A 7,976-nucleotide genomic window follows, 5' to 3' on the forward strand; every position below is an offset into this window, starting at 1 on the left:
CGCTATTAAATACTTTTATATATCATAATATCCTGATAGCTTGATGTAGGGGTACTTGAGACCTGCTTTACGATCTTTGTTGCTCCAGTGAAGGGCGTCTCAACATCATAATTATACTCGATCCATTCCAACAATTCGAGTATTGAAGATTTATTAGACGTGAAGTAGATATATGAAGTTTTGGTTAAAACGTTCAGGACGTCTAAATAGTTTGTCAATTTCCAGTAATTTTTATTCGAGAAACCAATATTTCACAACTCTGCGGACACTTATCCATTCACATCAATTTTACAAGTACATTTCAGGGTTTATCCACTAGAATAGCTTCAAAAATAACTTCTTTTACCATGATTCAATACCTTAATTTTTTTGTCTTTAATAGAAGTTTAAATAGGTTAAAAGTGAATTTGTTCTAAATGCACAACAGGTATATATTATAGATTAATGAGTTGCATATAAAAATCTGATTTCAGATTTATTAAAGGTTCGTTAAATTTTGTTAATCCATGATATTGTATTGTAATCTAAATGTACATTTGCTACTTTAAAATGAGAACCTATATAGTATACTTTTTAACTAGTTTATTTCTACTTTTCGTAGTGGAAAGTAAGCTTGATGTTAAAACATCACGGAATGATTATTCTGGTCATACTTCTCATCATATGCCTAAAAAAGCTAACCGCCTCAATCAGACTTTTGAAAAACTGTCTGTTCAGCAGATGGCAGATAGTATTGATAATTCCAGTCTTGAGCTTATCGAAAATGATTTTCAATTGTCTGATGTTTTGACGGTGATTGTAGCTTCTACAGGAATTTTTAGCTTGGTATATATTTTTGGACTAAAAAGCAATAAACAGTTTAGGCCTGATATTTATGGTTCAGTATTGGTGTTTACTGCCAAAAAATTTATTCTGATCCGTTCCATTAGAATTTAAAATTTCATTTTTTGTCTTATTTCTGTCTGATTTCAGGTGGAGGTATTGATATGTATATACTGGTAATCATTATCTTATCCTTTATTACCATTTTATTTAGACTAAACATTAACGATTTATATAAACTCTAGAATTATGATGAGAAGAGTTGCCTCAGGCATTGCGCTAAGCATCCTCCTGTTGGCTGTTGGCTGCAACAAGAAAAAAGAAGAAAAGGAAGAAGGCTCAATATATCCAGTGACCTTTCCTGTAGTAATGGATACTGTAATTAACAAAGAATACGTTGCCCAGGTTCAATCCGTAAAAAACATTGAAGTGAGAGCCCAGGAGAAAGGTATTCTTGAGAAAATCTTTGTAGATGAGGGGCAGTATGTACAAGCAGGACAGACCCTTTTCAGAATTATGCCTAAGTTGTATAGGGCAGAGCTATTGAAAGCTAAAGCTGAAGTGGAACAGGCTACTATTGGACTTAAAAATGCAAGTACCTTAGCGGATAATAATATTGTATCCAGTAATGAAAGAGCAATGGCAAAAGCCAAATTGGATGCTGCCAATGCAGAAATGAAACTTGCCCAGATCCATTTGTCATTTACTGATATCAAAGCTCCGTTCTCAGGAATCATTAACAGACTTCCCCTAAAATTGGGAAGCCTTGTAGATGAGGGGGATTTGCTGACCTCATTATCCGATAATACCAATGTGTATACTTATTTTAATGTTTCAGAACCTGAGTATCTAAGTTATCAGACTCATGCTGCCGACAGGGGAAGTGATCAGGTATCACTGATTATGGCTAATGGAGAAATGTATCCACAAAAGGGTATTATCCAGACCATTGAAGGAGAATTTGATAATGAAACCGGCAATATTGCTTTCCGTGGTAAGTTCCCAAATCCGGATAAGCTTTTGAGAAACGGAGAAACTGCGAAAGTACAGATGACGCTGCCGGTTCATGATGCTTTGATTATTCCGCAGAAAGCAACATATGAAATTCAGGATCAGAAATATGTATTTGTTATTGATAAAAAAGGAACGGCAAGGTCCCGAAATATTAAAATAGCTTATGAACTTCCTGATCTCTATGTAGTAGGTTCAGGACTTTCAAAGGGAGATCAGATTCTCCTGGAAGGTGTTCAGAAAGTCAAAGACGACCAAAAACTGAAAATAAAATTCGAGGATCCTAAAAAGGTTCTTCAGTCATTGAAGTTAAAAGCAGAGTAGTATGTTTAAGAAATTCATTCGTAGACCTGTTCTGTCTATTGTAATCTCATTGATTATTGTGTTTTTAGGATTTTTGTCACTGGTAAAGCTTCCGGTGACCCAATTTCCATCCATTTCTCCGCCTAAAGTAAATATTACGGCGGAATATCCGGGAGCTAACAACGAATTGTTGATTAAATCGGTAATTATTCCTCTAGAAAGAGGTCTGAACGGTGTTCCCGGTATGAAATATATGTCTTCTAACGCGGGGAATGATGGTGAAGCTGCTATTCAGATTGTATTTGACTTGGGAACAGATCCCAATGTAGCAGCTGTAAACGTTCAGAACCGTGTATCTTCAGTGGTCAACAAGCTTCCTCCTTTGGTAGTGCGTGAGGGAGTGAAAATTACCCGTGAAGAGCCTAATATGTTGATGTACATTAATTTGTATAGTGATGATCCTAAAGCTGATCAGAAATTTCTTTTTAACTATGCTGATATTAACTTAATGTCAGAGTTGAGAAGGGTAAGTGGAGTAGGTTTTGCAGATATTCTGGGAACCCGTGAATATGCCATGAGGATTTGGCTGAATCCGGATAGACTTACTGCCTACAGTATTTCAGCTGATGAAGTAATGGAGGCCTTGAACCAACAGAGTCTGGAGGCTTCACCAGGAAAAACGGGAGATAGTTCAGGGAAGAGGGCACAGTCTTTTGAATATGTTTTAAAATATTCGGGACGTTTCAATAATGAGAAAGATTACGGAAATATTATTTTAAAAGCAAAACCAAACGGGGAATTTGTAAGACTAAAAGATGTTGCAGATATAGAATTCGGAAGTTCGATGTATGATATCTATTCCACTCTGAATGGAAAGCCTTCCGCAGCAATTACGGTAAAGCAATCCTATGGGTCTAATGCCAGTGACGTTATCAAGAATGTAAAAGCACTGATGTCAAATCTTGAGAAAAATATTTTTCCTAAAGGAATGCATTATGAGATCAGTTATGATGTTTCCAAATTCCTTGATGCTTCAATGGAAAAAGTGGTGCATACTTTATTTGAGGCCTTTGTATTGGTGGCAATTGTTGTATTCCTTTTCCTTGGAGACTGGCGCTCAACTCTGATTCCTGCGTTGGCAGTTCCGGTTTCATTGATAGGAACCTTTGCTGTAATGTCAGCATTTGGAATTACACTAAACATGATTTCGCTTTTTGCCTTGGTAATGGCGATTGGGTTGGTAGTAGATGATGCGATTGTAGTAATTGAAGCAGTTCATGCCAAAATGGAAGAAAAAAATCTCTCTCCTTTGAAAGCTACCGAAGAAGCTATGCATGATATCAGTGGGGCTATTATTGCCATTACCTTGGTAATGACATCGGTATTTATCCCGATTGCATTTATGTCAGGACCGGTTGGCATCTTTTACCGTCAGTTTTCCATTACAATGGTTTCTTCCATTATCTTATCAGGAGTGGTAGCGCTGACGTTGACGCCAGCATTGTGTGCTTTGATTTTAAAGAATAATCACGGAAAAGCTAAAAAGAAAAGCCCGATTACTCTTTTTCTGGATAAATTCAGTAATTTATTTACAAAGGGGGCGGGCAGATATGAGAAAATGCTTAATAAAACAGTTACTAAAAAGGCCATTACATTACCATTGTTATTGACTTTTTGTGCCGGTACTTATTTCCTGAGCAACTCACTTCCGTCTGGATTTATTCCGAGTGAGGATCAGGGGATGATCTATGCAATTATTCAGACTCCTCCGGGCTCTACATTAGAGAGGACCAACCAGATTGCAAGAGAATTATTAAAAGAATCAGAAGGAGTTGATGGGGTGGAATCCGTTTCTTCATTGGCAGGATATGAAATTTTAACTGAAGGGACAGGATCCAACTCGGGAACCTGCCTGATCAATCTTAAAAGCTGGGACGAACGTAAAGAATCTACATCTGAAATTATTGAAAAACTGGAAGAAAAAGCTAAGAATATTTCGGGAGCCAATATTGAATTCTTCCAGCCCCCTTCTGTTCCGGGGTATGGAGCAGCCGGAGGTTTTGAACTCCGTTTACTGGATCAAGCCGGAAGTGGGGATTATCATAAGATGGAACAGGTGAGTAATGATTTTGTAAAAGAACTGAAAAAACGTCCCGAATTGGGATCAGCATTTACATTCTATTCTGCGAGTTTCCCGCAATATATGTTAAGGATTGATAATGATCTTGCAGAGCAGAAAGGAGTAACGATTGAAAAGGCGATGGATAATCTATCCACCCTTATCGGATCCAATTATGAGACGAGTTTCATCCGCTTCGACAGACCTTATAAGGTTATCGTACAGGCGGGACCTCAATATCGTGCATTGCCGACAGATTTGTTGAAATTATATGTCAAAAATGATAAAGACCAGATGGTTCCATATTCAGATTTCATGAGATTGGAAAAAGTGTATGGTTTATCTGAGATGACAAGACATAATATGTATAACTCTGCTCAGGTAAGTGGTACTCCTGCAAAGGGATATAGTAGTGGACAGGCAATTAAAGCAATTCAGGAGGTTGCAGATAAAACACTTCCAAGAGGTTTTGGTATTGACTGGGCTGGTATTTCAAAAGATGAGGTAAGCCGTGGAAATGAAGCTGTTTTTGTCTTTCTGGTATGTTTAGGCTTTGTTTATCTAATTCTTTCTGCTCAATATGAAAGTTTTATTATTCCGTTGCCGGTGATTTTATCCCTTCCTGTAGGGATTTTTGGAGCATTTTTATGCTTAAAGCTTTTAGGATTGGAAAATAACATTTATGCCCAGGTGGCGATGGTTATGCTTATTGGACTTTTAGGTAAAAATGCAGTATTGATTGTGGAATTTGCTGTGCAGAAAAAAGCGGAGGAAGGAATTCCTGTTGCGCAGGCGGCCATAGAAGGAGCGACAATCCGTTTTCGTCCGATTTTGATGACATCCTTTGCTTTTATTGCCGGATTGATTCCGCTGGTAATTGCTACAGGCCCTGGAGCAGTGGGTAACCGGACCATTGGAACAGCCGCCGCCGGAGGGATGCTGATAGGAACTATTTTCGGGTTGATGGTTATTCCAGGGTTGTACTATATCTTCGGAACTATTGCTGAAAAGTCTAAACTGGCGAGATATGAAGAAGAAAATCCTTTAACAGAACAAATTGAACCTTATGAACATGACGGAAAATTTGAAGATTAAAAATATAATCACATCTATTGCTTTATCGCTTGTTCTGGCAAGTTGTAAAGCCCCGATGGCAACAGTCATAAAAGATGAAGTAAAGCAAAACCTGCCTCAAAACTTTAATCAGGAAGAACAGGAGGATGCTAATAATAACAGTGGAAAAACTCCATGGAGAGAGTTCTTTACTGATGTGAATCTGATAAATCTGATTGAGATCGCCTTAAAAAACAACCAAGATCTATTAATTACCCTTCAGGAAATTGAGATTGCCAAAAGTGGTCTTTTAGCCAAAAAAGGAAGATTGAGTCCTACCGTCTCTGCAGGAATAGGGACAGGGCTAAAAAAAGCTGGTCGCTATACCAGTGAAGGAGCGGGAGATATTAGTACAGAAATGGAACCCGGAAAAAAAATACCCGATCCATTGGCTAATTTTGAAGGTGGATTAACAGCAAATTGGGAAATCGATATCTGGAAAAAGCTCAGAACTGAAAAAGAATCAGCAGTAGCTCATTACCTTTCTACGGTTGAAGGAAAAAACTTTGTATTATCCAATCTTATTGAAGAAGTAGCAGAGAATTACTATGAATTATTGGCTCTGGACAATCAATTGGACATTATTCGGCAGTATATTAAGCTTCAGCAAAAAGCGTTGGAAATTTCCAAAATTCAAAAAGAGGCTGCTGCTGTAACAGAACTGGGGGTAAAGAAATTTGAAGCAGAGCTGGCTAAATCAAAAGCATCAGAATATACTATCCGTCAAGAAATTACTGAAAAGGAGAATGAAATTAATGCCCTGTTAGGAAGATATCCACAGCCGATTGTAAGAGCAAAGGAAAGTTTTATGTCAACAATTCCTCAGAAAGTTTATACGGGAATTCCGTCGCAGCTCTTGGCCAACCGTCCTGATATCAAGCAGGCAGAACTGGCATTGAAAGCCTCAAAACTGGATGTAGAAGCTGCAAGAAAAGAGTTTTATCCTTCCCTTGAGATTTCTGCAACATTGGGGCTGGAAGCTTTTAAACCATCTTATCTTGTGAAAATTCCCGAGTCTATCGCTTATAACCTGGTAGGAGAGTTAGCGGGGCCACTTATTAATAAAAGTGCTATCAAAGCTAACTTTCAGACTGCTGATGCCAAGCAGATTCAGGCCTTGTATGAATATGATAAGACTATATTAAATGCCTATCTGGATGTAGCCAATATGATGTCGAGAATTAAAAATATAGATCAGTATTATCAGTTGAAGTCTCAGGAGACCAAAGCTCTGGATCAGTCTATTGATATTGCCAATCAATTGTTCCGGAATTCCAGAGCGGATTATCTTGAAGTTCTTTTGAACCAAAGAGATGCGCTGGATGCTAAAATGGAATTGATAGAAGCTAAACAAAAGCAGCTGAGCAAAGTAGTTGACATCTATAAGAGCTTAGGAGGTGGCTGGAAATAAGAAATATCATAATATTCAATCAATAAACAGTTAATGTTTGGAGACTGTCTCAAAAGGACAGTCTTTTTTTGTTTTGCTAAAAAAACAATTTTCATATTTTTGAACATCTTAAGAAACGCATTAATAATCGTCTAAAAATAGTCTTTAGGTAGTTTTTGTTATTTTTTTCAGGTTGTGGGCAATAGCAGGTATGCCGGTTTCTACCTCCGACCTTGTTTTTATTTCTAAGCATAAATCGTTTAAAATTGTTGTTGTGTCTGAGTTCCGCAAAAATGGTTTCTGCATCTTGGCATCTTTGCTTTTGTGTTTGAAAACTGGGCAAAATGCTGTTGGTTTTTGCGCATAGGTACTGAAAGAGTGATGTTGGGATTTTCAGAAATGTTATATAAAGGGCGTATATCTTTAATATGCTGATTTTTTTAATCATTGAATTTTTTTTGCGGCATAATTAGCAGCTTTATCTCCATCAAGACAAAGAAATATTTTTCCTTTGAATTTTTCATATCTACGGGTAAATTTATCTGTGAGATATTCACCTCTTTGAAATAGATTTAGTTCAGATTTTAGCTTACTCCTGGCTATTGAATGTCCCTCAATATATACAATAAATCAGCAGGTTTTAAGTTTAAGTATTGATTGCATAAATAGGTAGTATTTCCCTTTTTTATTCTCCTGTTTTTTCCCCTTTAGAAATAATTTTGTTTAAAATTACTGATCATTCAAGGGTTATTTTCTTTTGAAATAATATTAAAACCATGCGATTGAAAGATCTATGGAGGTTTTCTTCTTCATAATGAAGCAATAGATTTATAATCTCTTACAATTGCTATTTATTAAGCTCTTGCCACGATTTAGGTTTTGTTATTTCTTATTTTTCAACGAAGAAAACAAGAAATACAGGTATCTGAAAGGATAACAAAAAAGCTTCAAATAATGGCTTTATATTAACTAAATACAGAAAACCTATACAAAAAAAATATGCATTTTATTTTTTTTATTAAATTTAAAAAAACGAAGTTGTTTAAACTTATTTATATAAGAAAGAGTTTCGAGAAAAACAGCAAATTTGAATTGCACATCAAATAACTAATAATCTGGAACTCATCAGCAAAGATAAAATAGAACAATGGATTTTACCTCATTTAAGCAAAGGAAAAAGAGGCTTTTCGACGAGATATGATCTGGTAAAAATAATTC

General features: G+C 36.5%; 5 protein-coding genes and 1 pseudogene. 5 read left to right on the top strand and 1 reads right to left on the bottom strand.

Going from position 1 to position 7,976, the window contains the following annotated elements:
* Window positions 1-5: 5 nt before the first annotated feature.
* A complete protein-coding gene (locus GNY06_RS13760) occupies window positions 6-218 on the bottom strand; it encodes a hypothetical protein (protein WP_212995103.1) in 213 nt (70 codons plus the stop codon).
* A 21-nt stretch (window positions 219-239) separates the two neighbouring features.
* On the opposite strand from GNY06_RS13760, the pseudogene GNY06_RS15725 reads away from it, so the two are divergent.
* The 5 genes and pseudogenes from GNY06_RS15725 to GNY06_RS08820 all read left to right on the top strand — a co-directional run.
* Window positions 240-416: pseudogene (locus GNY06_RS15725) on the top strand (IS982 family transposase); the annotation flags it as partial.
* Window positions 417-549: 133 nt separating this feature from the next.
* Window positions 550-936: a hypothetical protein gene (locus GNY06_RS08805; RefSeq protein WP_166519739.1), complete on the top strand. Its 387-nt coding sequence runs from the start codon at window positions 550-552 to the stop codon at window positions 934-936.
* A gap of 138 nt (window positions 937-1,074) precedes the next feature.
* Window positions 1,075-2,157 (top strand): efflux RND transporter periplasmic adaptor subunit, encoded by a 1,083-nt coding sequence (locus tag GNY06_RS08810; RefSeq protein WP_166519742.1) that lies wholly within the window; start codon window positions 1,075-1,077, stop codon window positions 2,155-2,157.
* 1 nt (window position 2,158) lies between these two features.
* Window positions 2,159-5,350, top strand: coding sequence for an efflux RND transporter permease subunit (locus GNY06_RS08815; RefSeq protein WP_166519740.1), 3,192 nt, complete (start codon window positions 2,159-2,161; stop codon window positions 5,348-5,350).
* Window positions 5,322-6,779: a TolC family protein gene (locus GNY06_RS08820; RefSeq protein WP_166519741.1), complete on the top strand. Its 1,458-nt coding sequence runs from the start codon at window positions 5,322-5,324 to the stop codon at window positions 6,777-6,779. Before GNY06_RS08815 ends, GNY06_RS08820 begins: the two co-directional genes overlap by 29 nt.
* Window positions 6,780-7,976: the final 1,197 nt, after the last annotated feature.

Origin of the sequence: Elizabethkingia argenteiflava, assembly GCF_009904105.1 — a bacterium.
Classification (GTDB): Bacteria; Bacteroidota; Bacteroidia; order Flavobacteriales; family Weeksellaceae; genus Elizabethkingia; species Elizabethkingia argenteiflava.

Excerpts from the sequence above, each read along its gene's own strand:
- GNY06_RS08805 (WP_166519739.1), top strand. The coding sequence starts at position 550 with ATGAGAACCTATATAGTATACTTTTTAACTAGTTTATTTCTACTTTTC.
- GNY06_RS08810 (WP_166519742.1), top strand. The coding sequence starts at position 1,075 with ATGAGAAGAGTTGCCTCAGGCATTGCGCTAAGCATCCTCCTGTTGGCT.
- GNY06_RS08815 (WP_166519740.1), top strand. The coding sequence starts at position 2,159 with ATGTTTAAGAAATTCATTCGTAGACCTGTTCTGTCTATTGTAATCTCA.
- GNY06_RS08820 (WP_166519741.1), top strand. The coding sequence starts at position 5,322 with ATGAACATGACGGAAAATTTGAAGATTAAAAATATAATCACATCTATT.